The 24,166-nt window shown below is 71.5% G+C and carries 19 protein-coding genes, 2 tRNA genes and 1 pseudogene; 16 read left to right on the top strand and 6 right to left on the bottom strand.

The features are described 5' to 3' along the window. The 4 genes from ACFY16_RS10940 to ACFY16_RS10925 all read left to right on the top strand — a co-directional run bounded on the left by ACFY16_RS10940 (position 1) and on the right by ACFY16_RS10925 (position 4,097). Positions 1-396: a MaoC family dehydratase gene (locus tag ACFY16_RS10940; protein WP_390647235.1), complete on the top strand. Its 396-nt coding sequence runs from the start codon at positions 1-3 to the stop codon at positions 394-396. After that, entirely contained in the window at positions 393-1,559 is a 1,167-nt protein-coding gene (locus tag ACFY16_RS10935; RefSeq protein ID WP_390646784.1) for a lipid-transfer protein, read from the top strand. The genes ACFY16_RS10940 and ACFY16_RS10935 overlap by 4 nt, the downstream gene beginning before the upstream one ends. Positions 1,560-1,706: 147 nt before the next feature. Continuing rightward, positions 1,707-2,300, top strand: a complete 594-nt coding sequence (locus tag ACFY16_RS10930; protein ID WP_390646783.1) for a SigE family RNA polymerase sigma factor — start codon at positions 1,707-1,709, stop codon at positions 2,298-2,300. A 135-nt stretch (positions 2,301-2,435) separates the two neighbouring features. Next, positions 2,436-4,097, top strand: coding sequence for a long-chain fatty acid--CoA ligase (locus ACFY16_RS10925; RefSeq protein ID WP_390646782.1), 1,662 nt, complete (start codon positions 2,436-2,438; stop codon positions 4,095-4,097). A 243-nt stretch (positions 4,098-4,340) separates the two neighbouring features. On the opposite strand, the pseudogene ACFY16_RS10920 reads toward ACFY16_RS10925, so the two are convergent. The 3 genes and pseudogenes from ACFY16_RS10920 to ACFY16_RS10910 form a co-directional block, all read right to left on the bottom strand. Next, positions 4,341-4,658: pseudogene (locus tag ACFY16_RS10920) on the bottom strand (hypothetical protein); the annotation flags it as partial. Positions 4,659-4,689: 31 nt separating this feature from the next. Continuing rightward, a complete protein-coding gene (locus tag ACFY16_RS10915) occupies positions 4,690-9,039 on the bottom strand; it encodes a PAS domain-containing protein (protein WP_390646781.1) in 4,350 nt (1,449 codons plus the stop codon). Between the two features lie 337 nt (positions 9,040-9,376). Continuing rightward, the gene (locus ACFY16_RS10910; RefSeq protein WP_390647234.1) at positions 9,377-9,880 is read right to left on the bottom strand and encodes an SSI family serine proteinase inhibitor; all 504 of its coding nucleotides are present in this window, start codon (positions 9,878-9,880) and stop codon (positions 9,377-9,379) included. A 169-nt stretch (positions 9,881-10,049) separates the two neighbouring features. Here ACFY16_RS10910 and ACFY16_RS10905 point away from each other — a divergent pair. From ACFY16_RS10905 to ACFY16_RS10860, 10 genes are all read left to right on the top strand, one after another. Further along, positions 10,050-10,140: transfer RNA gene (locus tag ACFY16_RS10905), tRNA-Ser, on the top strand. Between the two features lie 202 nt (positions 10,141-10,342). Next, positions 10,343-10,415: transfer RNA gene (locus ACFY16_RS10900), tRNA-Arg, on the top strand. A gap of 211 nt (positions 10,416-10,626) precedes the next feature. Further along, complete coding sequence (locus ACFY16_RS10895) at positions 10,627-11,517, top strand: DUF2797 domain-containing protein (RefSeq protein WP_390646780.1); 891 nt, start codon at positions 10,627-10,629, stop codon at positions 11,515-11,517. Between the two features lie 108 nt (positions 11,518-11,625). After that, a complete protein-coding gene (locus ACFY16_RS10890; RefSeq protein ID WP_390646779.1) occupies positions 11,626-12,009 on the top strand; it encodes an antibiotic biosynthesis monooxygenase family protein in 384 nt (127 codons plus the stop codon). A gap of 100 nt (positions 12,010-12,109) precedes the next feature. Then, positions 12,110-12,847: a response regulator transcription factor gene (locus ACFY16_RS10885; protein WP_152894310.1), complete on the top strand. Its 738-nt coding sequence runs from the start codon at positions 12,110-12,112 to the stop codon at positions 12,845-12,847. 144 nt (positions 12,848-12,991) lie between these two features. Further along, positions 12,992-14,641, top strand: coding sequence for an ATP-binding protein (locus tag ACFY16_RS10880; protein WP_390646778.1), 1,650 nt, complete (start codon positions 12,992-12,994; stop codon positions 14,639-14,641). 14 nt (positions 14,642-14,655) lie between these two features. Continuing rightward, positions 14,656-16,194 carry a glycosyltransferase gene (locus tag ACFY16_RS10875; RefSeq protein ID WP_390646777.1) on the top strand — a complete coding sequence of 513 codons (1,539 nt, stop codon included), beginning with the start codon at positions 14,656-14,658 and terminating at the stop codon, positions 16,192-16,194. Continuing rightward, positions 16,191-18,449 carry a glycosyltransferase family 39 protein gene (locus ACFY16_RS10870; protein ID WP_390646776.1) on the top strand — a complete coding sequence of 753 codons (2,259 nt, stop codon included), beginning with the start codon at positions 16,191-16,193 and terminating at the stop codon, positions 18,447-18,449. Before ACFY16_RS10875 ends, ACFY16_RS10870 begins: the two co-directional genes overlap by 4 nt. 94 nt (positions 18,450-18,543) lie before the next feature. Further along, positions 18,544-20,055, top strand: a complete 1,512-nt coding sequence (locus tag ACFY16_RS10865; RefSeq protein ID WP_390646775.1) for an MFS transporter — start codon at positions 18,544-18,546, stop codon at positions 20,053-20,055. Positions 20,056-20,147: 92 nt separating this feature from the next. Then, on the top strand, positions 20,148-20,939 hold the full coding sequence (locus ACFY16_RS10860) for a TetR/AcrR family transcriptional regulator (RefSeq protein ID WP_390646774.1): 792 nt from the start codon (positions 20,148-20,150) through the stop codon (positions 20,937-20,939). 74 nt (positions 20,940-21,013) lie between these two features. On the opposite strand, the gene ACFY16_RS10855 is transcribed toward ACFY16_RS10860, so the two are convergent. Together ACFY16_RS10855 and ACFY16_RS10850 are read right to left on the bottom strand one after the other, a co-directional pair. Next, on the bottom strand, positions 21,014-21,484 hold the full coding sequence (locus tag ACFY16_RS10855; protein ID WP_390646773.1) for a PPOX class F420-dependent oxidoreductase: 471 nt from the start codon (positions 21,482-21,484) through the stop codon (positions 21,014-21,016). Between the two features lie 9 nt (positions 21,485-21,493). Then, positions 21,494-21,847: an STAS domain-containing protein gene (locus tag ACFY16_RS10850; RefSeq protein WP_390646772.1), complete on the bottom strand. Its 354-nt coding sequence runs from the start codon at positions 21,845-21,847 to the stop codon at positions 21,494-21,496. A gap of 221 nt (positions 21,848-22,068) precedes the next feature. On the opposite strand from ACFY16_RS10850, the gene ACFY16_RS10845 reads away from it, so the two are divergent. Then, a complete protein-coding gene (locus ACFY16_RS10845; protein WP_390646771.1) occupies positions 22,069-22,791 on the top strand; it encodes an ANTAR domain-containing protein in 723 nt (240 codons plus the stop codon). A 58-nt stretch (positions 22,792-22,849) separates the two neighbouring features. Then, positions 22,850-23,245, top strand: a complete 396-nt coding sequence (locus ACFY16_RS10840) for a hypothetical protein (protein WP_390646770.1) — start codon at positions 22,850-22,852, stop codon at positions 23,243-23,245. A 41-nt stretch (positions 23,246-23,286) separates the two neighbouring features. Here the strand turns inward: ACFY16_RS10840 and ACFY16_RS10835 are convergent, their stop codons facing one another. Then, positions 23,287-24,108 carry a YceI family protein gene (locus tag ACFY16_RS10835; protein ID WP_390646769.1) on the bottom strand — a complete coding sequence of 274 codons (822 nt, stop codon included), beginning with the start codon at positions 24,106-24,108 and terminating at the stop codon, positions 23,287-23,289. Between the last annotated feature and the right edge of the window lie 58 nt (positions 24,109-24,166).

Raw genomic sequence — 24,166 nt, 5'->3', positions numbered from 1 at the left:
ATGACGGCGGGTGCGGAACTGCCGCCGCTGGAGATCGAGATCACCCGCACTCTGATCGTTGCCGGAGCCGTCGCCTCCCGCGACTACCAGGACGTGCACCACGACCCGGAGCTGGCCCGCGGCAAGGGATCCCCCGACATCTTCATGAACATCCTGACCACCAACGGCCTGGTCGGCAGGTACATCACGGACCACTTCGGTCCCACGTCGATGCTCCGCAAGGTGGCCATCCGGCTCGGGGCACCCAACTATCCGGGAGACACGATGGTGTTGACCGGCACGGTGAAGGAGGTCGACGGCGACACCGCCACGGTCCGGGTGGTCGGGGCGAACGGCATCGGCCGGCATGTGACCGGCACGGTGACGGTGACCGTCCCGTCGGGAGGCGCGGGATGAGCGTAAGGAACCGGGACGCCCTGGCCGGGCGGGCGGCGATCGTCGGTATCGGGGCCACGGAGTTCTCCAAGGACTCGGGGCGCAGCGAGCTGCGGCTGGCGGCAGAGGCGGTGCGCGCGGCGCTGGCGGACGCGGGGCTGACGCCGGACGACGTGGACGGGCTGGTCACCTTCACGATGGACACCAACCCGGAGATCACCGTGGCCCAGGCCTGCGGGATGGGCGAGCTGTCCTTCTTCTCCCGCGTGCACTACGGCGGCGGGGCGGCCTGCGCGACAGTCCAACAGGCGGCGCTGGCGGTGGCGACGGGGGTCGCGGAGGTGGTGGTCTGCTACCGGGCCTTCAACGAGCGCTCGGGGCGCCGCTTCGGCTCGGGGGTCCAGCACCGGGAGCCGTCGGCGGAAGGCACGGCTCTGGGCTGGTCCCTGCCGTTCGGGCTGCTCACCCCGGCCTCGTGGGTGGCGATGGCGGCCCAGCGCTATCTGCACACCTACGGGCTGACCCCGGAGGCCTTCGGGCACGTGGCCGTGGTGGACCGGAAGTACGCGGCGACCAATCCGGCTGCGTACTTCCACGGCAGACCCATCTCCCTCGCCGACCACGCGGCCTCCCGCTGGATCGTCGAGCCGTTGCGGCTGCTGGACTGCTGCCAGGAGACGGACGGCGGCCAAGCGGTCGTCGTCACCTCCGTGGAGCGGGCCCGCGATCTGCCGCATCCCCCGGCCGTCGTCGCGGCGGCCGCCCAGGGCGCCGGCCGAGCGCAGGAGCAGATGACCAGCTTCTACCGCGACGACCTGACCGGACTGCCGGAGATGGGCGTGGTGGCGCGCCAGTTGTGGCGGACGTCCGGGCTCACGCCGGCCGACATCGACGTGGGGATCCTGTACGACCACTTCACTCCCTTCGTGCTGATGCAGCTGGAGGAGTTCGGCTTCTGCGCACCGGGAGAGGCCCCGGGCTTCGTCGCCGAGGAGCGGCTCCCGCTCAACACCCACGGCGGCCAACTCGGGGAGGCGTACCTCCATGGGATGAACGGCATAGCGGAGGCGGTACGGCAACTGCGCGGCACGTCCGTGAACCGAATACCCGGCGCGGGCCGGGTTCTGGTGACCGCGGGGACCGGTGTGCCGACATCGGGCCTGGTCCTTGCCGCGGACGACTGAGCCCCCAGGGGTGATCCCGCAGTAGACCCCGGCTGCTCGTCCACCTCCAGGAGGTGGAGCCAGCACCACCCCTACAACCTGAGGCGGAGTCCGCTTCGGGACCTGCGGCCGATCCGCCGGAGCAGGAGGCACTCATAGCGTGGAGCCATGACCACACCCGTCTGCACCAGCGCCTCGAACGCCGCTGCACCAGCGAGGCAGACCCTCCCTCACTCTCGGCTTCGCCCGACCGGGGGGACCCCCACGTACCCGTCATTCTCGTCGTACGTGAGGGCCCGCCATTCGGTGCTGTTGCGTACGGCCCGGTCGCTGACCGCGAACCCGAGCGACGCCGAGGACCTGCTGCAGACGGCGCTCACCAAGACGTACGTCGCCTGGGAGCGGATCGAGGACCACCGTGCGCTCGACGGCTATGTGCGCCGGGCGCTGGTGAACACGCGCACGTCGCAGTGGCGCAAGCGCAAGGTCGACGAGTTCTCGTGCGAGGAGCTGCCCGAGCCGGAGCCCGTGCCCGGCGGGGACGACCCGGCCGAGCAGCAGGCGCTGCACGACGCCATGTGGCGGGCGATCACGAAGCTGCCCGACCGGCAGCGGGCGATGGTCGTCCTGCGGTACTACGAGGACCTGAGCGAGGTTCAGACCGCGGAGGTGCTCGGGGTGTCGGTCGGCACGGTGAAGTCGGCGGTGTCGCGGGCGCTGGGGAAGCTGCGCGAGGATCCCGAGCTGGGGCTTGTTCGATAGTGGGCCGACGTGGGGGGCATTGGGACCCCGCGTGAAGCGATCGATCACCCGGGCCTAGTGACATACCGCGTGGTATGTGCGCAGAATCAGCGCAACCGTTACCACCGCGTAGGCAATGACGCCCGGGAGGACGCCGTGCTGAGCACCATGCAGGACGTACCGCTGCTGATCTCGAGGATCCTGACCCATGGGTCGACGATCCACGGCACATCACAGGTGATCACCTGGACCGGTGAGGGAGAGCCGCAGCGTCGCTCCTACGCCGAGATCGGCGCCCGCTCGGCCCAGCTGGCGCACGCCCTGCGCGAGGACCTCGGGGTCGTGGACGACGACCGTGTGGCGACTCTCATGTGGAACAACTCCGACCACGTGGAGGCGTACTTCGCGATCCCCTCCATGGGTGCGATCCTGCACACCCTCAACCTCCGTCTGCCCGCGGAGCAGCTGGTCTGGATCGTGAACCATGCGGCCGACAAGGTCGTGATCGTCAACGGTTCGCTGCTGCCGCTGCTGGCCCCGTTGCTGCCGCACCTCGGGACGGTCGAGCACGTCGTCGTCTCGGGCCCGGGTGACCGCGCCCTGCTCGCGGGCGCCGCCTCCGTCCAGGTGCACGAGTACGAGGACCTGATCGCCGGGAAGCCGACCGCGTACGACTGGCCGGAGCTGGACGAACGCCAGGCGGCCTCCATGTGTTACACCTCCGGCACCACGGGCGACCCGAAGGGCGTGATCTACAGCCACCGTTCGATCTACCTGCACTCCATGCAGGTCAACATGGCGCAGTCCATGGGCCTGACCGACCGGGACACCTCGCTGGTGGTGGTCCCGCAGTTCCACGTCAACGCCTGGGGTCTGCCGCACGCGACCTTCATGACCGGTGTGAACCTGCTGATGCCGGACCGGTTCCTCCAGCCCGCGCCTCTCGCCGAGATGATCGAGGCCGAGCGTCCGACGCACGCGGCTGCCGTCCCGACCATCTGGCAGGGCCTGCTCGCCGAGCTGACCGCCAAGCCCCGCGACGTCAGTTCCCTCACCCAGGTCACCATCGGCGGCTCGGCCTGCCCGCCGTCCCTCATGGCGGCCTTCGACAAGCTGGGCATGCGGGTCTGCCACGCCTGGGGCATGACGGAGACGTCCCCGCTCGGCACGATCGCCCGTCCGCCGGCCCATGTGGTCGGTACGGAGGAGGAGTTCGCGTACCGGCTCACGCAGGGTCGTTTTCCGGCCGGCGTCGAGGCCCGCCTGAGCGGCCCCGGCGGCGAACGCCTCCCCTGGGACGGCGAGTCCGCGGGCGAGCTGGAGGTGCGCGGCCCCTGGATCGCCGGCGCCTACTACAACGGTCCTGGTGCCGACCTCCTGCGCCCCGCCGACAAGTTCAGCGAGGACGGCTGGCTGAAGACGGGCGACGTGGGAACCATCAGCCCGGACGGCTTCCTCACCCTCACCGACCGCGCCAAGGACGTCATCAAGTCGGGCGGCGAGTGGATCTCCTCCGTCGACCTGGAGAACGCCCTGATGTCCCACCCGGACGTCACCGAGGCCGCCGTCGTCGCTGTCCCCGACGAGAAGTGGGGCGAGCGCCCGCTGGCCACCGTGGTGCTGAAGGACGGTTCCACCGCCGACTTCGACTCCCTGCGCGGCTTCCTCGCCGAGGAGGCCGGAATCGCCAAGTGGCAGCTGCCCGAGCGTTGGACGATCGTCGGGGCGGTGCCCAAGACCAGCGTCGGCAAGTTCGACAAGAAGAAGATTCGCGAGGCACACAGGCTGGGGGAGCTCGACGTGACCAAGCTCGGCTGACCTCGGCTGAGCCCGTTCAGAGCCCCTGGCAACCCCGACGGACGCCCGCCGCACGCCGCACGCCGCACGCCGTACGACGTCGGCCGCACGCCGTACGACGCCGACCGCACCACGTACGACGCGCACCGCACCAGTACGACGCCCGCCGCCCTGCCGTGCGACACCGGACGACCACACCGCCGTGCGACGCGCACCGCACCGCCGAACGACATCGCCTCACCGTCGCCGCACCGCCGTACGACGTCAGCTCACCCTCGTACGGCGGGTGGTCGCCGCCCACCCCAGTGCCAGCCAAACCGCTGCCACCGCGCACACCCCGCCCCAGCCCCAGTGGCTGAAGGCGGTGCCGGCCAGGATCGAGGCGAGGGCGCCGCCGGCGAAGCCGGAGACGACGTAGGCGGTGTTGGCGGTGGCCGGGGCCGTGGTGGTGGTCAGAGCCAGGGTCTGGTTGGCGACTTGGGAGGCCACCAGGGCGATGTGAATCAGGATCGCCGCGACGAACAGTGCCCCGATCACCTTCCCGCCCAGCCAGAACAGCGGCACGGACACGGCGGCCAGCAGAGAAGACCAGGACCTGTCCCGGGAGACCGTCCTAGTTGGTGCCGATACGGGCGAGCAGGTCCACGATCCGGCTCTGCACCTCGGCGCTGGTGGACCGCTCCGCGAGGAACAGCACCGTCTCGCCCGAGGCGAGGCGCGGCAGGTCGGCCTGGTCGACGGCGGCGGTGTAGACGACGAGCGGGGTGCGGTTGAGCTGCCCGTTCGCGCGCAGCCAGTCCACGATCCCGGCCTGGTGCCGGTGCACCTGGAGCAGGTCCATCACGACCAGGTTCGGCCGGAACTGCCCCGCCAACGCCACCGCGTCCGCGTCGCTCGCCGCCCGCGCGACCTGCATCCCGCGCCGTTCCAGCGTCGAGGTCAGCGCCAGCGCGATCTCGGCGTGCTCCTCGATGAGCAGCACGCGCGGCGGGTGCTGCTCACTGTCGCGTGGCGCGAGCGCCTTCAGCAGTACGGCGGGATCGGCGCCGTACGCCGCCTCCCGCGTCGCCTGCCCGAGCCCCGCCGTGACCAGCACCGGCACCTCGGCGGCCACGGCTGCCTGCCGCAGCGACTGGAGTGCCGTACGCGTGATCGGCCCGGTCAGCGGATCGACGAACAGCGCCGCCGGGAACGCGGCGATCTGCGCATCCACCTCCTCGCGCGAGTGCACGATCACGGGCCGGTAGCCGCGGTCGCTCAGCGCCTGCTGCGTGGAGACGTCCGGGGCCGGCCAGACCAGCAGCCGGCGCGGGTTGTCCAGCGGCTCCGGCGGCAGCTCGTCGTCCATCGGCTGCGGCCGCGGCATGTCCGCGACCTCGACCGCTCCGCCCGGACCGTCCAGCGGCTCGGGACCCTCGGCGGCGTTCTCGTCAGGTGCTCCTATGGCGTACGACCGTCCGGCGCCCTCGGTGGCCGACGCCAGCCGGGACTGCCCCGCGAGCGACGGCTGCGCAGGCTGCGGCGCGGGGGTCTTGGCCACGGCGGCCTGCGGCGCGGCCTTCCGGGGCGCGGCAGACTGCTCGGCCGACGGGTGCGGCCGGGCAGCCTGCTCCGGGCGCGTGGCCGGGTCGGGCGGCGTACCCAGCTTGCGGCGCCGACCGGAACCACTTCCCCCGTGCGGGGGCGGCGTGGTGGCCGCCGACGGCTGCTGCACCTGCGCCGCCTGCCGGGTGAACGGCACGCCCTGCCCCAGCGTCCGCACGCTGATGGCTCGCCCCTGCGTCGAGTTCGGGTCCACCGGCGCCGCCGCCCGCGCGGCCTGCGCCGCCTCGGCGGGCAACGGCTGCGCCGCCCGCGGCTGCGGTTGCACGGGCGCGCTCTCGGGAGGCAAGGGGGTGCCGGCCGCCGGGGTAAAGGTGGCCGCCGGTTGCTGGCCGGCCGGGGCCTGGGGCTGGGCCTGCGGCTGGGGCGCGGGGATGCCGTTCGGCGGTGCTGGTACGGGTACGCCGGTCCCGGCGCCGGGACCGGCGTCGTCGCCTCGCCACGGCTGCGGGACGGGGGTGCCGGAGGCCGGGGTTGCCTGGCCGGGAGGCGCCTCCGCGGGAAGCGGCTGGGCGGGGGCGGGCAGTACGGGGACGCCCTGCGCCGGGACCGGCTGCTGCGGGACCGGCTGTGCGGAAGGTACCGGAGTTGCCGGAGTTGTCGGAGCGGCTTGAGCGGTCGGAAGGGCTTGAGCTGCCGGAGCGGCGGCGACAGGCTGCTGCTGCCCCGGGGGCACCTGCGCCGGAATCGCCGCCGTGGGCGCTCCCTGCGCGGGCATCCCGGGCGTCTCGTCCGCTTCCGCCGGCTGACCAACGGCCCGTCGGCGGCGGCCGGTCGGCGTGTTCGTGGGGTGCGGCTGCGGCGGGGTGTGGTCGTCGGACTGGTCGTGGGGCACGGCGTCGTGCCGACCGTGGTCGATCAGTGCGTCACCCGAAGGACCCTGCACGGGCACCGGTACCGGCGCCTGAGCCTGAGCCGGGACGGAATTCACGGGAGTGGACTGTCCCTCTTCTCCCGTCCCGTCGGACGGGCGGTCCGCCTCGGCGGGCGGGAGGGCGAAGACCGTACGGGGGGCCGCCTCCTGCGCGGCGGCACGTTCCGTCGCGGCGGCCAGGGCCCGCCGCCGACGTCCGGTCGGCTGCGAGTCGTCAGGGTCCGTACCGTCCACAGGGGCGGCCTGCTCCGGGGCGGACGCCGCGGGCAGTGCGGGCGGCAACGCGTGCTGTTCGTCGGAGTCACGCCGTGCGCGCCGTCCGGTGGGGGGTGCGGGCACACCCTGCGGCGGGACGGTCCCGCCCAGACCGGTCCCCGAGGCCGCGGTTCCCGCGGCATGCTCGGCGGCCGTGACGACGGCCCCCTCGGCCACCCCCTCGACCACACTCGCGGCGGCCTCCTGGCCCCCGCCCGCGGGCGCGGCCGCGATCTCGGCCGGTCGCCCGCGCCGCCGCCCGGTACCGCCGGAGACCTCCCCGGCGTCGGCAGCAGCGGCCGCCGACTCCTCGGCGGCCGCCCGCCTCCGGCGCCGCCCGGTCGGCGACGCGGCCTCCGCCTCGGCACCACCGGACTCGCCCGGCACCTCGCTCTCCAGGAAGGCGTCCACGGAGGATCGCCGTGCCCGGCGCCCCCGCCCGCCACCGGAGCCCTCCGCGGGCCCCGCGTCGTCGGCGCCCGGCTCCCCGCCGGCAGCGGACTCCAAGGCATGAGTCTGCCCCTGCCCGTGTCCCTGCCCGAGCTCCAGTGCCTGAGAGGGCACGGCCCCCGCCCCGCCGCCGAGCGGAACCTCCAGGACGTACGCACTGCCGCTCATCCCCGGCACCTCGTGCGTCTGCAGCACACCGCCGTGCGCGCGCACGATCCCGCGCACGATCGGCTCGTGCACCGGGTCTCCCCCGGCATACGGCCCACGCACCTCGATCCGTACGACCTCACCGCGCTGCGCCGCCGCCACGACGACGGTGTTGTCCATGTAACCGCCCGCAGACACGGGCGCGTTGCCGGTCGCATCGACCCCGGCGACGTCCGCGACGAGATGCGCGAGCGCGGTCGCGAGGAGGCGCGCGTCGACCTCGGCCTCGATGGGCGGCGCGTGCACGGCGAACTGCACACGGCCGGGTCCGATCAGCTCGACGGCCCCGTCGACACCGGCGGCGACGACGGCGTCGAGCATGACCTTCGTGCGAGTGATGCCCTCGGTCCCGGCGTCGAGCAGCTGGTAGCCGAGGACGTTGTCGATGAGGGTGGTGATCCGTGAGTAGCCCGCCGACAGGTGATGGAGCACCTGGTTGGCCTCGGGCCACAGCTGCCCGGCGTCGTCCGCGGCGAGCGCGGCCAGCTCGCGGCGCAGCTCGTCCAGGGGCCCGCGCAACGACTGCCCCAGCAGCGTGAGCAACTGCTCGTGCCGCCCGGCGAGCGCCTCGTACCGGTCCTTCTCCCGCTCGCCGAGCGCGGCGTACCGCTCCTCACCGGCCGCGAGCTCCTCCTCGTGCTGCTCGCGCAGCTCCTCCAGCTCGGTGACGTGCTGCTGGCGCAGGGCGGTGAGGTCGGAGGCGTGCTCCTCGGAGAGCCGCTCCAGCTCCTCCGCGTGCCGCGTGTCCGCGGCCTCCTTCTCCTCCGCCAGGGTGTCGTACGGCCGCCGGTCGTTGAACGTCATCACGGCGCCGACGAGCTGGTCGCCGTCGCGCACGGGCGCGGTGGTCAGGTCGACCGACACCTTGTCGCCGCTCTTGGACCACAGCACCTGCCCGCGCACCCGGTGCTTGCGCCCGGAGCGCAGGGTGTCGGCGAGCGGGGACTCGTCGTACGGGAAGGGCGAGCCGTCGGCGCGCGAGTGCAGTACGAGGTCGTGCAGCTCCTTGCCGCCGAGGTCGCCGGCCCGGTAGCCCAGTATCTGGGCGGCGGCCGGATTGACGAGGACGATCCGCCCGTCGGTGTCGGTCCCCACCACACCCTCGGACGCGGCCCGCAGAATCATCTCGGTCTGCCGCTGCGAACGCGCCAGCTCGGCCTCGGTGTCGACGGTGCCGGACAGGTCGCGTACGACGAGCATCAGCAGCTCGTCGCCGGTGTAGCCGTAACCGTCGTAGGCCTGCTGCCCGTTCTCGAGGTTGGCGCTGGTGACCTCGACGGGGAACTCCACCCCGTCCGTCCGCCGGGCGATCATCCTGGTCGGCTTGGTCCGTCCGACCGGGTCCATGTGGTCGGGGCGGCGCATGGAGCCCGGGATCAGCTTGGAGTCGAACTGCGGCAGCAGATCGAGCAGCCCGCGTCCGACGAGGGCGGTGCCCGGAGCCTCGAAGGCTTCCAGGGCGATGGTGTTGGCGTTGACGACCGTCCCGTTGGCGTTGACCAGCACCAACGCATCGGGCAGCGCGTCCAGTATGGCTGCGAGGCGAGCAGCGCCTCGGGATGGCCTGCTGCTCACGAGACGCTTCCTCCCTGTTACCGCACCTTGCCGACCGCTCGGGCCATCTTGCCAACCGGCCCGCGACGTGTCACGCGAGGGAGTCTAAAGGCTGGGATCGCGCTCGCGGCGCCGGATGGGAGGGAGCTCGCACGACGAAGTGACACAGAACGTGTGACCGCATCCTCGGGCTTCGCGGGACCTTCGCGGGACTTTTACGAGACCGTTGTCTCCACCGGGAGACCCCTGTGAACGACCTCCCTCCGCGACGGGCCTCCGATCGTCCTCCGCCGGGACCTCTGGCGGGACGACCGGCGGGACCACCGACGGAACCACTGCCGGGGCCTGTGATGGACCTCTACGGACCCAGGTCCGGAAGCAGCGGCACGAACCGGTCCCAGCGGGCGATCTGGCACCCGTTGCTGCGGTCGTACGTCGCGTCGACGGGCCGCCCGGCCCAGGTTCCGGCGACATGGGCGGTGGCCGGCCCGCCGTACTCCATGGTGCAGACGCTGCGCTCGGGCACGGGCGCGAAGGTCTCTCTGCCCCATCGGGTATTGCGCTCCGCCGCACGACAGGCGCCTCCCACGTCCGGATGACTGCCGCCGCCGGGGTGGCAGTACAACTCGTACGTCCCGTCCGCGCCGCCACCCGCGTGGCGCACGGTGACAGTGAGGTGATCGCCGCCGCCGGCCCGATCCTCGTCCGGGACGGGCGGGGGCATGACACGGACGCCGGCGCTGCCGGTTTCCGTGATGACCCCTGCGTACGCGGCCGTGGGCGCGCCGGACAGGGAGGTGACCGCGGCGAGGGAGGCGGCGGTGACGAGCCGGCGGAGACCGCCGGAGGTGACCTGCGACATGACCTGACTAACGCGGTGCACGTCGGTACGTTGCGCGTCCGCCTCACCGGTGCGAATGGCTTTGCTCTACGGCCCACCTGCCTAGTACCGTAGAGGCCGATTGGTGACACGACGCTCGACTGTGTCATCATCTGCACGCACCACTCGCGCTCGCGTGAGCGGTTGTGCGGGAGGCGTCGCCTAGTCCGGTCTATGGCGCCGCACTGCTAATGCGGTTTGGGTCTTAAAGCCCATCGAGGGTTCAAATCCCTCCGCCTCCGCGCGATCAACGAAGCCCCGGTCCACTGGACCGGGGCTTCGTTGTTCCGTATGTCCTCCAGAACCGCTCCAAAGCGCGTTTCCGCAGGTCACAAGGGGTGTGGCTAACGGATTTCACATGTCGGCGGCAGTCATGTAATGTTCTTCCTGTCGCCGCGAGCGGGCCGGAAGGGCCGGGAGCGAAGACGAAATAACAAAAGACAAGCACTCGTAGCTTAACGGATAGAGCATCTGACTACGGATCAGAAGGTTGCAGGTTCGAATCCTGCCGAGTGCACACCAGACCAGAGGCCCTGTGGAGCGATCCACGGGGCCTCTGGCTTTTGCTTCGGGGCTGCTGATCGCGGGGCCGAACCCGGAGACGAAGCCGCCGATTTCGGCGGCCCGGGGCGGCGGCGGAGGTGGGCGACGGCGGAGTTCTGGACGTCGGCGTCAAGGCTCAGGCCTTGGTCCGCCGTTGTCAGTGGCTGCGCCTACGCTCGAAGGTGATGGCACAGGCATGGAAGTGCTCGGGACTGCGGTGGTCGGCGGACGGTCCCGTGCTGATGTGGGACGGCGGGCGGGGCAGCGCGCTGTCGCGGGGGAAGCAGGTGGCCTTCGGGGTCGCGGACGGGGGTGTGCGGACGTGTGTGGGGGCGCGCGGGCATCCGTGTGCGGTACGGGCGGTCGTGTCGGGGCGGAGTACGGGGGCGCGGTGCGAGGAGTGTGCGCGGCTGGACCGGGCGCACTCGGTGGCCGCCGACACCATCGCGGACGACCCGCGGCCGTACCACGTATATCTGGCGTGGTTCGGGCCCGGCATGGTCAAGGTCGGCATCACGGCGCTCGAGCGGGGGCCGGCGCGACTGCTGGAGCAGGGGGCCGTCTGTTTCAGCTGGCTCGGTGCCGGGCCGTTGATGGCCGCGCGGCGGGCCGAGGAGTTGCTGCGCGCCGCGCTAGGGGTGCCGGACCGCATTCCGTACGCCGACAAGCGCGCGGTGCGGTCCGCGCTGCCCGGTACGGAGGACGAGCGGGCCGCCGAGATCGCCGAGCTGCACGCGCGGGCGGTGGCGCTCCGTGAGTGGCCCGAGTCGCTGACGCGTGAGCCCTTCCGGCCTGTGGATCACGTGGGAGTGTTCGGGCTCGCCGGGCTGCCCGCCGCCGTCGGAGAGGTGAGAGAGCTCGTCGCCGGGGGCGTGGTGAGGGGGGAGCTGGTGGCTGCCGCCGGACCTGATCTCCATCTGATGAGCGGGGGCGAGGGCGGCGGGGCCGTCGTGGTGCTCGACACACGGTTGATGACCGGGTGGGGGCTGGTCCCGGCGGAGAGTGGCGCACGCGTACTCGACGTTCCTGTACGGGAGTTCAGGCGAACGCCGAGTGTTCAGGAAGGGCTCTTCTGACGGGTCGTGCGGTGAAGTGGGCCGTGTCGGTAAAGAGTTGGATCCCTGCGGGATCCCTTTCGGTAAGGGGGGTGGAGGCCGTGGGCGGCACGGGTGATCGTGGGTGACATGAGCGATCAGCGCATTGCACCTGTCCCGGCCCATCAACCCCCTTACTACGCGGTCGTCTTCACCTCGGTACGCACCGAGGGAGACGGAGACGGCGGCGGCGGAGACTCGTACGCAGACACCGCCGAGCGTCTCGGTGAGCTGGTCAAGGACATCCCCGGCTTCCTCGGTGAGGACTCGGCCCGTACCCCCGGCGGGCTCGCCGTCACCGTCGCCTACTTCCGGGACCTCGCCGGCATCGAGCACTGGCGTACCCATGCGGAGCACCGTGCGGCCAAGGAGTACGGCCGGGCGCACTGGTACGAGCGGTACTCCCTGCACATCGCCAGGGTCGAGCACAGCCACGGCTTCGAACGGGCGGTGTCGGCCCCGTCCCCAGAGTAGGAATTGCCCAGGGCTGCCCTGAGAGGCTCCTGTGAGCTTCTCAGGGAAATCACAGATTAGTGAAAGCGTGCTCTCAGAGGACCCCGACATGGTGTCCACCATGACCACGACCTCGCCCCAGGGGCGCACCGAACTGCTGAGGCCGGACGGGAGCCCCGTCCGAGTGCTTGTGGTGGACGACGAGCTGTCGATCACCGAACTGCTGTCCATGGCCCTTCGCTATGAGGGATGGCAGATCCGGAGCGCGGGTGACGGGACGGGGGCGATCCAGACCGCCCGCGAGTTCCGGCCCGACGCCGTCGTCCTGGACATGATGCTGCCCGACATGGACGGCCTGACCGTCCTGGGGCGGCTGCGCCGCGAGCTGCCCGACGTGCCGGTTCTCTTCCTGACCGCCAAGGACGCGGTCGAGGACCGGATCGCCGGGCTCACCGCCGGTGGCGACGACTACGTCACCAAGCCGTTCAGCCTCGAAGAGGTCGTGGCTCGGCTGCGCGGGTTGATCCGCCGTTCCGGTGCCGCCGACCGGCGCTCCGACTCCGTGCTCGTCGTCGGTGACCTCACCCTCGACGAGGACAGCCACGAGGTGTCGCGGGCCGGGGACAACATCCACCTCACCGCCACCGAGTTCGAACTGCTGCGCTTCCTCATGCGTAATCCTCGTCGTGTACTCAGCAAGGCGCAGATCCTGGACCGGGTGTGGTCCTACGACTTCGGCGGTCAGGCCAACGTGGTCGAGCTGTACATCTCGTACCTGCGAAGGAAGATCGACGCGGGGCGCGAGCCGATGATCCACACCCGGCGCGGCGCCGGTTACCTGATCAAGCCGGCCGGCTGAGGCCGGGTATCCGGTGGGGCCGTCGGTCTTCGTGCCTGCCGCCCGTGTCGTGGAGGAGCGTCCCCGTGTCGCTCCTCCACCTGGTCGTGAGCCCTGGCGCAGCGACCCCGAGACCCTTGCGGACGCTTCGGTGAAGGCAGCGCGATGAGCAGGCAGAGACAGCGACAGCAGCAGAGGCAGAAGCCGAAGAGGCAGCGGACTCCACGAACCCTGCGGTCGCGGCTCGTCGTCTCCGCCGTCACGCTGATCGCGGTCGTGTGCGCGGTGATCGGCACGGTGACGACGCTCGCCCTGCGTTCCCACCTGTACGACCAGCTGGACGACCAGGTCTTCGACGTCGCCATGCGGGCCGTGGGCGGTCCCAAGCCGGGCGTCGACACTCCTGGCGGTCTGAACGGCAACGGCAACGCCGACGGCACGTCCGGCACCTCGTTGACGACGGACGAGAAGCTCCAGTTCACCAGCCGGGGCCCGACGCAGCCGGGCACCGTCGTCGCCGTCATGAACGACGACGGCAACGGGATCGCCGAGGCGGTCGTCGCCCGTGAGAAGAGCTACCAGGGCGGCATGACCACCACGCGGCTCAGCACGGCGCAGAAGGCCGCGCTCGCCGAGGCGTCGAAGACCGGAACCGAGACCGTGGACATTCCCGGTCTGGGCGGCTACCTGGTGAAGTACATCGAGAGCCAGAACGGCCGCGGAGCGTTCTACGTCGCGCTGCCCACCGCGGACGTCGACAACACCATCAACACCCTCCTCCTCGTCGAGGTGAGCATCACCGCCGCCGGTCTCGTCGCCGCCGGCATCGCCGGTTATGTGCTCGTCGGCGTCGCCACCCGCCCCCTGCGCAAGGTCGCCGCCACCGCCACCCGGGTCTCCGAACTCCCCCTGCACACCGGCGAGGTGAACCTCAGCGAGCGGGTGCCCGAGTCCGAGACCGACCCGCACACCGAGGTCGGACAGGTCGGTGCCGCGCTCAACCGGATGCTGAACCACGTCCACGGCGCCCTGCACGCCCGCCAGCAGAGCGAGACGCGGGTCCGGCAGTTCGTCGCGGACGCCAGCCATGAACTGAGGACACCTCTCGCGTCGATCCGCGGGTACGCCGAGCTCACCCGACGCGGACGTGAGGAGGTCGGGCCCGACACCCGGCACGCCCTGGGCCGTATCGAGTCCGAGGCCGGGCGCATGACGCTGCTCGTCGAAGACCTGCTGCTGCTCGCGCGACTCGACGCGGGCCGGCCGTTGCAGTTCGAGCAGACGGACCTCGTACCCCTCGTGGTCGACACCATCAGCGATGCCCGTGCCGCGGGACGGGACCATGTCTGGCGGCTGGAGCTGCCCGACGAGCCCGCCCTCGTGTCCGCGGACGCGGCCCGGCTGCAGCAGGTGCTCGTCAACCTGCTGGCGAACGCGCGCACCCACACCCCGCCCGGTACGACCGTCACCGCACGTGTGCAGCGGCGCGGACCGTGGCTGTGCGTGGACGTCCAGGACAACGGCCAGGGCATCCCGCCGGACCTGCTCCCGCATGTCTTCGAACGGTTCGCGAGGGGTGACTCCGCGCGCTCGCGCGCCACCGGGTCGACCGGTCTGGGCCTGGCCATCGTGCAGGCCGTCGCGACCGCGCACGGCGGTGCCGTCACCGTCGACAGCGTGCCCGGGCGGACGGTGTTCACCGTGCATCTGCCCGCCCTTGCCCCGGCCGTCCCCCAGCCGGCGCCCGAAACGAACTGGCAACTCGACTCACAGGTACAGCACAGTGCCACCACATGGGTGCAACAGGGCGCTTGACAACAGTCGTTGTCATGCGAACCGACTCTTCTCCCGGCAACCTGCCGGCGCGGGAGCACCTCCCGGCCGCGGCAGCCGGTACGCCTGTCCTGGACGTAGTGATCCCCGTCTACAACGAGGAGAAGGACCTCCGGCCGTGCGTCGTCAGACTGCACGAGCACCTCGAGCGCACGTTCCCGTACCCGTTCCGCATCACCATCGCGGACAACGCCTCGACGGACACGACGCCGCAGGTGTCTCAGCGGCTGGAGGCAGAGATCGCTGAGGTGAAGGCCTTCCGCCTCGAGCAGAAGGGCCGCGGTCGTGCGCTGCGGACCGTCTGGTCGGCCTCGGAGGCGCCGATCCTCGCCTACATGGACGTGGACCTTTCCACCGACCTCAACGCGCTGCTGCCGCTGGTGGCCCCGCTGATCTCGGGCCACTCGGACCTCGCGATCGGTTCCCGGCTGGCCCGTAGCTCCCGCGTCGTACGCGGACCCAAGCGGGAGTTCATCAGCCGGGCGTACAACCTCATCCTGCGCGGTTCCCTCCAGGCCCGTTTCTCGGACGCGCAGTGCGGCTTCAAGGCGATCCGCCGTGACGTCGCCCAGGTGCTGCTGCCGCTGGTGGAGGACACCGGCTGGTTCTTCGACACCGAGATGCTGGTGCTCGCCGAGCGGGCGGGGCTCCGTATCCACGAGGTGCCCGTCGACTGGGTCGACGATCCCGACTCCACGGTGCACATCGTGAAGACGGCGACCGAGGACCTGAAGGGGGTGTGGCGTGTGGGCAAGGCCCTGGCCACCGGTTCGCTGTCCCTGGAGCGGCTCGCCCGCCCGTTCGGCGACGATCCGCGCGACCGTGACATCCAGGACGTGCCCAAGGGGCTGGCCCGCCAGCTCGTCGGCTTCTGCGTGGTCGGCGCTCTGTCGACCCTCTTCTACCTGCTGCTCTACAGCGCCTTCCGCAACTTCAGCGGTTCGCAGATCGCCAACGCGCTCGCGCTGCTGGTCTCGGCTGTCGCCAACACGGCCGCCAACCGTCGCCTGACCTTCGGGGTGCGCGGCAGCGGTGGCGCCGTCCGGCACCAGGCGCAGGGCCTGGTCGTCTTCGGTATCGGCCTCGCGCTGACCAGCGGTTCGCTGGCCGCCCTGAACACGGCGACCGCCAGCCCCGCGCACTCCACCGAACTCGCGGTGCTGATCGCCGCCAACCTCGCGGCGACCGTGCTCCGCTTCCTGCTCTTCCGCGCGTGGGTGTTCCCGGACCGGCGCGACGCCGACGCCTGCGCCCACTCGACCGTGGTCGCCTCCCACACCCCGTCCTCGCCGACCTGCGCGACGGCGCGGGCCCCGCAGCAGCCCGGCGGCCCGTACGCACCGCTGCCCCAGCGCCCGGTGGCGCAGCAGCCGTACCCCTCCACGCACGACACGACCCGGTTCCGCGCCGGCGAAGCCGCGGACGGCACCGTGGGGGTGCCCCCGCTCGAGCGAAGCCGAGAGTGGGGGAGGGACGCGACCATGCGGCTCCAGCCGGTGCGCCCTTACGACACCGACCCGGGGGACTCACGATGACCACCCAGTACGACCGGACGATCGACCAGGGGGGTGCGCCCACCTCCTGGGGGCCGCCCCCGACCGCTCCGCCCCAGGAGCCGGCGGCTGTGCAGTCGCCCGCCCCCGAGGCCGGCGAACCCGAGCAGCCCTTCGTACGGAGACTGTGGCGCGGCCGCCCCGAGGACCCCCGCTGGGTGCGCCCGGCCTTCCTCGGCCTGCTGCTGGCGACCGGTCTGCTCTACCTCTACGACCTGAGCGCCTCCGGCTACGCCAACTCCTTCTACTCCGCGGCAGTCCAGGCCGGCAGCAAGAGCTGGAAGGCCTTCTTCTTCGGCTCGCTGGACGCGGGCAACGCCATCACCGTCGACAAGCCCCCGGCCGCCCTGTGGCCGATGGAGCTGTCGGTCCGGATCTTCGGCCTGAACTCGTGGGCGATCCTCGTCCCCGAGGTGATCATGGGCGTCGCGACGGTCGCCGTCGTGTACGCGTCCGTGCGCCGCCGGTTCAGCCCGCAGGCAGGTCTGATCGCGGGTGCGGTGCTCGCGCTCACCCCCGTCGCGGCGCTGATGTTCCGGTTCAACAACCCGGACGCCATGCTGGCGCTGCTGATGGCCGTAGCCTGCTACCTCGTCGTCCGCGCCCTCGAGGACGGCCGTACGAAGTGGCTGCTGTGGGCCGGTGCGGCGATCGGTTTCGCCTTCCTCGCCAAGACCCTGCAGGCCTTCCTGATCCTGCCGCCGCTGGCGATCGTGTACGGCGTCTGCGCGCCGGTGAAGCTGAGGAAGCGCCTCGGGCAGCTGGCCCTGGCGACGGTCGCGCTGGTCGTCTCGGGCGGCTGGTGGGTCGCGATCGTCGAGCTGTGGCCGGCGTCCTCCCGCCCCTACATCGGCGGTTCGCAGAACAACAGCTTCCTCGAGCTGACCTTCGGCTACAACGGCCTGGGCCGTCTCAGCGGCGACGAGACCGGCAGCGTCGGCGGCGGCGGTGGCGGCACCGGTACCGGCCAGTGGGGCGAGACCGGCTGGGACCGGATGTTCAACTCCGAGATCGGTGGCCAGATCTCCTGGCTGCTGCCGGCCGCGCTGATCCTGCTGGTCGCGGGCCTGGTGGCCACGCGCAAGCTCGCGCGGACGTCCGTGACCCGGGGTTCGTTCCTCGTCTGGGGCGGCTCGCTGCTGATGACCATGGTCGTCTTCAGCTACATGGCGGGCATCTTCCACCAGTACTACACGGTGGCCCTGGCCCCCTACATGGCGGCCGTGATCGGTATGGGCGCGGGCATCCTGTGGGAGAAGCGCGGCGAGATCTGGGCGTCGATCACCCTCGCGGCCTCGGTCGTGGCGGCCGCGGTGTGGAGCTACGTCCTGCTCGACCGCACCTCGGACTACCTGCCCTGGCTGAAGTGGCTGGTCCTGATCGGCGGCCTGGTCGGCGCGCTCGGCCTGGTCTTCGCGGGCCGGCTGAACCGGCGGCCGGCCCTCGCGGCGGTGGCCGTGAGCGTCGTGGCGGCGCTGGCCGGGCCGACGGCGTACACCCTCAGCACGCTCCAGGAAGGTCACACCGGATCCATCGTCACCGCCGGTCCGTCCGGCGCGAGCATGATGGGCGGCGGCGGTCCGGGCGGCGGTGGCGGCCGGGGCGGCTTCGGCGGTAACGGCGGCGGTCCCGGCGGCGGCAACACCCAGGGGCAGCAGGGCAACGGCACCACCCAGAACGGCAACGGGTTCCCGGGCGGCGGCACGGGCGGCACCGGCGGCTTCCCCGGCGGTGGCATGCCGGGCCAGGGGGGCCAGGGCCAGGGTCAGCAGAACGGCAAGGGCGCCCCCCAGAACGGCAACGGCTTCCCCGGCGGCGGTCAGATGGGCGAAGGCGGCGGCATGGGCGGCGGCGGTGGTGTCGGCGGCCTGCTGAACGGCGCGAGCGTCAGCTCCGAGGCCAAGAAGCTGCTGGAGACCGACTCCGGCAAGTACACGTGGGCCGCCGCGGCCATCGGCGCCCAGAACGCCGCGAGCTACCAGCTCTCCACCGGCGACGCGGTGATGGCGATCGGCGGCTTCAACGGCACCGACCCGTCCCCGACATTGGCGCAGTTCAAGAAGTACGTGGAGGAAGGCAGGATCCACTACTTCATCTCGAGCGGCTCCGGCGGCGGCATGGGCGGCAGCAGCACCGGCACCTCCTCGCAGATCACCTCGTGGGTCGAGAGCAACTTCAAGAAGGTCACGGTCGGTTCGGCCACCTTCTACGACCTCACGCAGGCGGCGAGCAGCTGACGGCCGGCGCAGAACGAAGGGCGGTGGCTCACGGCACCGCCCTTCTTCATATCTGCGTTGTACACCGTATAGGAGCTGCTCTACGGTGTAGAGCATGCCCGTTCCCGCTTCTGATCCCACTCCCACCCCCACCCCCATTCCCCAAGGCCACCCCCAGCGCTGGCTGATCCTCGGCGTCATCTGTCTGGCGCAGCTCACCGTGCTGCTCGACAACACCGTGCTGAACGTCGCGATCCCCTCACTCACCCGTGAGCTGGGCGCGGCCACCTCCGACATCCAGTGGATGATCAACGCGTACTCGCTGGTGCAGTCCGGTCTGCTGCTCACCGCGGGCAGTGCGGCCGACCGCTACGGCCGCAAGAAGCTGCTGGTCGCCGGGCTCGCCCTGTTCGGTGCCGGCTCGCTGGTGGCCGGCCTCGCCGACTCCACCGGCCAGTTGATCGCCGCGCGGGCCGGCATGGGCGTGGGCGGCGCGCTCCTGCTGACCACCACTCTGGCCGTGGTGATGCAGATCTTCGCGCCCGAGGAGCACGCCAAGGCGATCGGCATCTGGGCCGCGGTCAACGCCCTCGGCTTCGCGATCGGTCCGCTCATCGGCGGCTTCATGCTGAACCACTTCTGGTGGGGCGCGATCTTCCTGATCAACCTGCCGGTCGCGGCGCTGGGCCTGGCCGCGGTCGTGGCGCTCGTCCCCGAGTCGAAGAACCCCCGGGGCGACCGTCCGGACCTGCTCGGCGCCCTGCTGTCGACGATCGGCATGGCCACGCTGGTATTCGCGATCATCTCCGGCCCGGTACACGGCTGGACGTCGGCCCGGGTGCTGGCCGGCGCGGCCGTCGCGGTGGTCGTCCTCGCCCTGTTCGCCTACTGGGAGAGCCGTATCCCGTACCCGATGCTCGACCTGCACTTCTTCCGCGACCGCCGCTTCACGGGCGCCGTCGCCGGCGCGGTCCTGATCACCTTCGGCATGGGCGGCGCACTGTTCCTGCTCACCCAGCACCTCCAGTTCGTGCTCGGTTACGGCCCTCTGGAGGCGGGCCTGCGGACGGCGCCGCTCGCCCTGTCCGTCGTCGTCCTGAACTTCTCGGGCCTGTCGGCGAAGTGGACGGTGAAGCTCGGTACGCCGGTGTCGATCGCGCTGGGCATGGTGCTGATGTCCGGGGGCCTGGTGTCGATCGCCACGCTGGCGGAGCACGGGTACACGGGCACGCTGCTGGGCCTCCTGCTCATCGGCGCGGGCTGCGCGGTCGCGAACCCGGCCATGGCGCACGCCATCATGAGCGCGATCCCGCCGGACAAGGCCGGTGTGGGCGCCGGAATCAACGGCACGCTCGCGGAGTTCGGCAACGGGCTGGGAGTCGCCGTACTGGGCGCGGTGCTCAACGCGCGGTTCGCCGCGCTGATTCCGGTGGCGGCGAGTTCGCTGCCGGCGGCGCTGGCGTCCGCCGACGGGGAGCGGGAGAGGGGCCGTATCACCGACGCGTTCTCGTCCGGACTGGAGACCAGTCAGTTGGTGGGGGCGGTGGCCGTGCTGCTCGGCGGGTTCCTGGCGGCGGCGTTGCTGCGCAGGGCGGAGCGGGCAGACTCCGAGGTGGTGGTGGCCTAGGTGTATTGCCCTGTCGACCTGGGAGCTCGGCCGGTGGTGGCTGCACCTAGCATCGTGACCGGGGGCCGCAGGAGTGTCGAGGAAGGTGCGCCATGGTGAAGGCGGTGAAGGCAGCCGAGCGGGCCGCGCGGAGCAGCGTGTGGCTGGAGGACAAGGCGCGCCGGGGCGGGCGCGGTGGCGGGCAGCCGTCGGGTCTCGACCGGGACCGGATCACCACGGTCACGGTCCGTCTCCTGGACGCCGAGGGGCTCGACAGGTTCTCCATGCGCCGGCTCGCCACCGAGCTGAACGTGACCGCGATGTCCGTCTACTGGTACGTGGACACCAAGGACGACCTCCTCGAACTCGCCCTGGACGCGGCCTTCGGCGAGCTGCGCCTGCCCGGTCCGGAGGCCGCGGACGCGGGGGACGCCGCGGACGCGGTGGACTGGCGCGACCAGTTGCGGGCGCTGGCCACGGAGTACCGCGCACTGCTGGTACGCCACCCCTGGCTGTCGCCGCTCGCCGGCCGGTATCTCAACATCGGCCCCAACGCGCTGGCCTTCTCCCGCCTCGTGCAGCGTGTCATCCGCCGTACGGGGCTGCCCGCGCACGGCGTCACGGGCGCCATCTCCGCCGTCTTCCAGTTCGTGTACGGCTACGGCACGATCGAGGGCCACTTCTTTGCCCGTGTCGCCGATGCCGGTGTGACCCCGGACGACTACTTCCAGCAGGCCATGAGCGCGGTGACCGAGTCACCGGACACCGCCGAGGTCATCCAGGAGTCCAAGGACATCATGGCGGCCCGCGGCGGCGACACGGTCGCGGAGATGCTGGACCGCGACTTCACCTTCGCCCTGGACCTGCTGGTGGCGGGGATCGAGGCGATGGTGGAGCGCGGCTGACGCTCCTGTCTCCGGCGTCTCCGGCGTCTCCGGCGTCTCCGGCGTCTCCGGCGTCTCGGGCGTCTCCGGCTCCTCTACTCCTCGGACACGAGCCGCGCCGGGAACCCGCCCGTCGCCACCGGCCCCCACCGCTCCGGGGTGACCCGGATGATCGACTTGCCCTGCTTGAGCATGGCCGCCCGGTACTCGTCCCAGTCCGGGTGCTCACCGGCGATGTTCCGGTAGTACTCCACCAGCGGCTCCACGGAGTCGGGCGTGTCGATGACCTCGGCCGTGCCGTCGATCTGGACCCAGGGTCCGTTCCAGTCGTCGCTGAGCACGATGACGCTGACCCGGGGGTCCCGCTTGGCGTTGCGGGTCTTGGCCCGTTCCGGGTACGTGGAGACCACGATCCGGCCCGAGTCGTCGACGCCGCAGGTCAGCGGCGATCCCTGGGGGCTGCCGTCGGCCCGCCGGGTCAGCAGGATGGCGCGGTGGCGGGGACGTACAAAGTCCAGCAACTCTTCCAGTGCCACGGGCGTGTTCGTCGCGATGTTCGGTGCCATGGCGCCAGCCTAGGCCGACAGGGCCTCGGTCAGGTCGTCGTACACGGGGACGTCGCGTCGTACGCCCGTCAGTTCCAGGACACGGCGCGGCAGTCCGCGGGGCGACGCGGCGACCCGGAGCGGGGTGCGCGGGCCCAGCAGGCGGCGTACGTCGTCGACGAGGCGGGCGCCCTGGGAGTCGATGAAGTGGGTTTCGGTGAGGTCCAGGACCAGCATCGGCAGCCGGCCGCGGCGGACGTGCACGGCGGCGGCGACGGCGTCGAACAGGGGGCCGGCGTTGGAGAAGTCGATCTCCGGGGGCAGGGTGAACAGGGTGCAGCCGGGAAGGTCGTGCACCCGGCAGGACGTCGGGAGGAAGGTCACGGCACTCACCTGGCAGAGGGCGTACTCGTCCGGGTTTCGGTGGCCACTTCCTGACCTGTGGTCCATTCGACCACGCCCACGGCGCATGCGAAAGCTGTTCGGACGGGCCGTCAGCCAGGCGTCACCTCCGCGCAACGGAGCAGATAAAGTGCTCTCCGTCCTTTGCTCGCAGTCGGGAATGTGCTGCGGAGCTCTCCTGCGCATGGCCGTGGCGGTCGTGCATGCCGAAGAGGTTCGTGGTGACTGCGTCCGAGTTTTCTGATTTGCCCCGCTTTCCGGTCGGTTTCGAGCTGGCCGAGGCACTTACGGTGGCGGCCCGGCAGCTGCACGACACGATCACCCCGCACAACACCCTGCGCACCGCGGTGCGGCTGGCCGTGCACCTCCTGCCCGGTGCCGAGCACGCCGGGATCTCCGTGCTCGACCGCTCCGACCATCGCCGTACGGTCGCCTGGTCCGACGAGGTCGTCCGCGCCGCCGAGTCCCCGAACGGGGCCCGCGCCGCGCGTCCCTACTGGGACCAGCTCTGGCACGCGCCCGTCGTACACCTGGACGACAGCGAGAGCGAGGACGGCGACGGCGACCTCGCGGACCTCGGGCTGCGCTCGGCGCTCGCGCTGCGGCTGCGGGCCGACCGCCGCCGCCTGACCGTCCTCACGGCGTACGCCCGCAAGCCGCGGGCCTTCGACGAGGCGGCCACCCGCATCGGGCGGCTGTTCACCGCGCACGTCAGTCTGGCCCTCGACTCGGCGACGGTGCGCGAGCAGCTCACCGAGGCCATGCGCACCCGGGACCTCATCGGCCAGGCCACCGGCATCCTCATGGAGCGCCTGAACATCGACGCGGCGGAGGCCTTCGACAGCCTGGTACGGGCCTCGCAGCGGGAGAACATCAAGCTGCGCGATCTCGCCCGCCGGGTCGTGGACGCGAACAACCCCACATGAGGGGCGCGTTTCGCCGGCGCCCCTCATGACCCGCCCGCGGCCGGGGAAGATGCTTCTGGTGACGAACAACAGCCCCGACGACCTCGGCCCCGACGACCGGTGGCCGCTGCTGCCCGCGTGGATGTGGGACTGCCGGGAGTGTGTCCGCAAGTACGAGGCGATGAAGTACCTGCAGGCCGAGATCGCGGGGCTGGTCGCCGACGATCCCGGCGTGGACCGGGACTTCATGGACAGCATCGTGGGGACGCAGATCAGCCTCAGCCGCCACCTGGCCGACGCCCACCCGGAGATGCTCCCCGGCTGGGACCCCGACTGCCGCACCTGCGCCGGCCACCGGGGCCGCCTGGCACAGACGGAGGAGTCGTCGGAGTTCCGGCTCGGCACCGTGATGGTGGCCGACGAACACCGGGCCCGGCACCTGTTCGCCCCGCCCCGCACGGTCGGACTCATGTAGGGCGGGGGTGTCGAGCCACGGCCGGCGAATCCCGGCCGTGGCTATGCCTGCGGCAGCGACTCGCCCTGGACCGCCTGGATGTCCAGCTCGACCTTGAGGGTCGTACCGATGGCCGCGATGCCCGCCTGGACGATCTGGTTGTAGTTCATGGCGAAGTCCTCGCGGTGCAGCTCCGTGGTCGCCCGGAAGGCGGCGCGGGTGCCGCCCCACGGGTCGGCGCCGGTGCCGAGGTAGGCGAGGTCCAGGTCGACGGGCCGTACGACCCCGTGCAGGCCCAGCTCCCCGTGGACCGTCCAGCGGTCGGAGCCCGCCGCCGCCAGGCCGGTCGAGCGGAAGGTGATCTCGGGGAAGGTCTCGACGTCCAGGAAGTCCGCGGAGCGCAGATGCGTGTCGCGCATGCCGTTGCCGGTGTCGATGGACGAGGCGCGGATGACCGCCTCGACCCGGGACTTGGCGATGTCGTCCGGGGCGATCTCGACCGTGCCCGCGAACTCCGTGAACCGGCCGCGCACGCTGGAGATGCCCAGGTGCTGGGCGACCGCGCCCACCGTGGAGTGCGCCGGGTCGATGGTCCACGGCCCCGGCGGAGGCAGCTCGGTGCCGCCCTGCCGGGCCAGCGTCACCGTCCCGACCTCGGCCCGCCCGCTCGCGGTGACGATGGCGCTCGCGGCGGCGGGCGCGTACCCGACGGCCGTGACGATCACCGTGTACGCCCCCGGCGCCAGCGGGTTCACGTCCCGCACCGCGCCCTCGGCGTCCGCCTCGATCCGCAGCACCTGCGTGCCCGTCATGTCGGTCACCGTGACGACCGCGTGAGACACGGCCCATCCGTCCCTGGTACGGATCCTCGCGGTCAGTCCCATCCCGTTTTCTCCCTGCAAAACATCAGAAATTGGTCGCAATGAAGCCGGCCCGCGGCAG

The sequence above is a fragment of the Streptomyces sp. NPDC001315 genome, from assembly GCF_042896175.1.
Taxonomy (GTDB): Bacteria; Actinomycetota; Actinomycetes; order Streptomycetales; family Streptomycetaceae; genus Streptomyces.
The sequence above is the reverse complement of the archived record's forward strand: the minus strand, read 5'-3'. Positions and strand labels throughout refer to the sequence as shown.